The organism is Streptomyces sp. 796.1, from assembly GCF_047525675.1.
GTDB lineage: Bacteria > Actinomycetota > Actinomycetes > Streptomycetales > Streptomycetaceae > Streptomyces.
The window spans coordinates 1-2,531 of record NZ_JBLIWA010000097.1 but is presented as its reverse complement, the minus strand read 5'-3'; the positions used below and the strand labels follow the sequence as shown (position 1 = coordinate 2,531).

Genomic DNA, 2,531 nt, shown 5'->3' with positions numbered 1-2,531 from the left:
GCCCGGCACCGCCGCCCCGGCCGCCCGCGGGGGCCCCGCCGCGCCCGCCGCTCTTGGGCCCGCCCTTGGCAGCGCCCTTGCCGCCGCCGACGCCGCCCGGCCGGTTGGCGCCCGACTGGCCCGTCTCGCCCACGTCGTAGCGGCGCTCCTCGGGGCGCGGGGTGCCCGAGCGCCGCGGCGTGTTGTCGCGCCTGCCGCTCCCCCCGCCCCGGGGGTTTCGGTTGCCGCCGCTGTTCCTGTCGCTGCTTCGCATCAAGGTTCCGTAGTCGAGTGGGCCGTCGTGGTGTCTGCGTCGTCCGGTGCGTCCGGGTCGAACGAGGGGACCCCTTCGAGCGAGTCCGCCTCGACGGCGTCCACCTCCGGCAGGAACGGTGCCAGCTCGGGCAACTCGTCCAGGCCGCGCAGGCCCATCCGCTCCAGGAAGTAGTTCGTCGTCCTGTACAGGATCGCACCTGTTTCAGGTTCCGTACCCGCCTCCTGGACCAGACCGCGCTGGAGGAGGGTCCGCATCACGCCGTCGCAGTTCACCCCGCGTACGGCGGAGACGCGCGAACGGCTGACCGGTTGACGGTACGCGACGACGGCCAGGGTCTCCAATGCGGCCTGCGTGAGCCGGGCCTGCTGGCCGTCCAGCACGAAGGACTCGACGGCCGCGGCGTACGCGGGCCTGGTGTAGAACCGCCAGCCCCCCGCGACCAGCCGCAACTCGAAACCGCGCCCCTGCACGGTGTACTCGTCGGCCAGCTCCCGCAACGCGTCCGCCACCGCGCGTCGGGGCCGGTCCAACACCTTGGCCAGGTGTTCCTCGGTGGCCGGCTCGTCCACCACCATCAGCACGGCCTCCAACGCGGGCCGCAGCGCGAGCCGCGCCACGCCGTCGTCAGCGCCGTCGTCAGCGTCATCAGCGCCGTCGGGGCCGTCCGGGGCAGCGGCGTCCTCGGCAGCAGTGTCCGGGGCGGCGACGTCGGGAGCAGTGCCGTCCGGGACGGCGTCCACGGCGGCAACGCCGGGAGCAGCGCTGTCCGGGGCCGCGGCGTCCGCAGCAACAGCGTCCGCGGCGGCTCCCCCGGTACCTCCCTCCGCGACCACCTCCGCACGTCCCTCCACGATTCCCGCCGGGGACGGCGCCCCGGTGCTCGACTCGTACGGCTCGTCCCGCTCCGTCATCGGTGCGCCTCCCGCTCACTCTGTGGCCCGGCCCCGCCCGCGCCCTGGTCCGCCGCCGCACCCTGTTCCGCCGCCCGGTCGGCGCGCCGCGGCGCATCGGGGTCCGGGGCCGCCTCCTGGTCGAACTCGTCCGTGACCTGCGGACGCTCCCCCTCCGCACCGGTCCAGCGGATGCGCAGCACGCCCAGCGCCTCCTCCTGGTCCAGGGCGACGGCCCGTTCCCGGTAGAGCTCAAGGAGGGCCAGGAAGCGGGCGACGACCGTGAGCGTGTCGGGGGCGTCGGCGGTCAGGGCCTGGAAGTCGGCGACGCCCCACTCGCGTAGCTTGGCCACCACGACCTCGGCCTGTTCCCGCACGCTGACCAGCGGCGCGTGGATGTGGTCCACGTACACCTGCGGCTTCGCCCTGGGCTGCATCGCCTTCACGGCCAGCTTCGCGAACCCCTCGGCTCCTATCCGGATCACCACGTCCGGCAGCAGGTCGGCGTGGTGCGGCTCCAGGCCGACGGTGCGCGGATAGCGGCGCGCCTCCTCGTCCAGGCGCTCCTGGAAGATGTCCGCGATGCGCTTGTACGCCCGGTACTGGAGCAGCCGCGCGAAGAGCAGGTCCCGGGCCTCCAGGAGGGCGAGGTCGGCCTCGTCCTCCACCTCGGCCGACGGCAGCAGCCGGGCCGCCTTGAGGTCGAGCAGCGTCGCGGCGACCACCAGGAACTCGGTGGTCTGGTCGAGGTCCCAGTCCGGCCCCATGGCCCGGATGTGCGCCATGAACTCGTCGGTGACCTTGGACAGCGCCACCTCGGTCACGTCCAGCTTGTGCTTGGAGATGAGCTGGAGCAGCAGGTCGAAGGGGCCCTCGAAGTTGGCCAGCCGCACGGTGAACCGACCGTCGTCCACCGGCCGCTCCACACCACCGCCCACACCGCCGCCGTCACCGGCATCCCCCGCGTCCCCAGCACCACCAGCGCCGGCCTCCGCGTCGCCGGCGCCTTCGGCACCCGCGGCGTCCCCCGTACGAGGCCCCTCACCGCTCCCCGCGGCGGCCCCGCCCCCGGCACCCGCCTCCGCCCCGGTAGCGGCGTCCGCGGTCCGCCCGGCCGGCCCCGTCGCGGCCCCGGCGGCCGTCTCCCCGGCTTCCCCTTCCGCCTCCGCTTCCCGTTCCGCATCGGACCGCCGGCCGCTCTGCCGGTCCCCCGAAGGGTCCCCCGAACGCTCCATCGCGCGCCGGGCGGCGCCGGGCGTGGTGGGGCGGTCGTCGGCGGCCCCGCCGGCGTCAGCGGGCCCCGGCGGGTCGGTCGGTAGGGCGTCAGGCCCGCCGCGAAGGGGCTCAGCGGCCCGCTCAGCGCCCGCGTGCGCCGGTGTCGGGCC

At 75.5% G+C, this 2,531-nt stretch carries 2 protein-coding genes and 1 pseudogene; all 3 read right to left on the bottom strand.

Going from position 1 to position 2,531, the window contains the following annotated elements; translation table 11 throughout:
* Positions 1–253, bottom strand: a pseudogene (locus ACMA1D_RS31860) (pseudouridine synthase); the annotation flags it as partial.
* The gene (scpB, locus tag ACMA1D_RS31855; RefSeq protein ID WP_414727453.1) at positions 253–873 is read right to left on the bottom strand and encodes an SMC-Scp complex subunit ScpB; all 621 of its coding nucleotides are present in this window, start codon (positions 871–873) and stop codon (positions 253–255) included. The pseudogene ACMA1D_RS31860 and the gene scpB, both read right to left, overlap by 1 nt.
* Before the next feature lie 290 nt (positions 874–1,163).
* On the bottom strand, positions 1,164–2,531 hold a 1,368-nt coding region (locus tag ACMA1D_RS31850; RefSeq protein ID WP_414727452.1), incomplete at its 5' end, for a segregation and condensation protein A.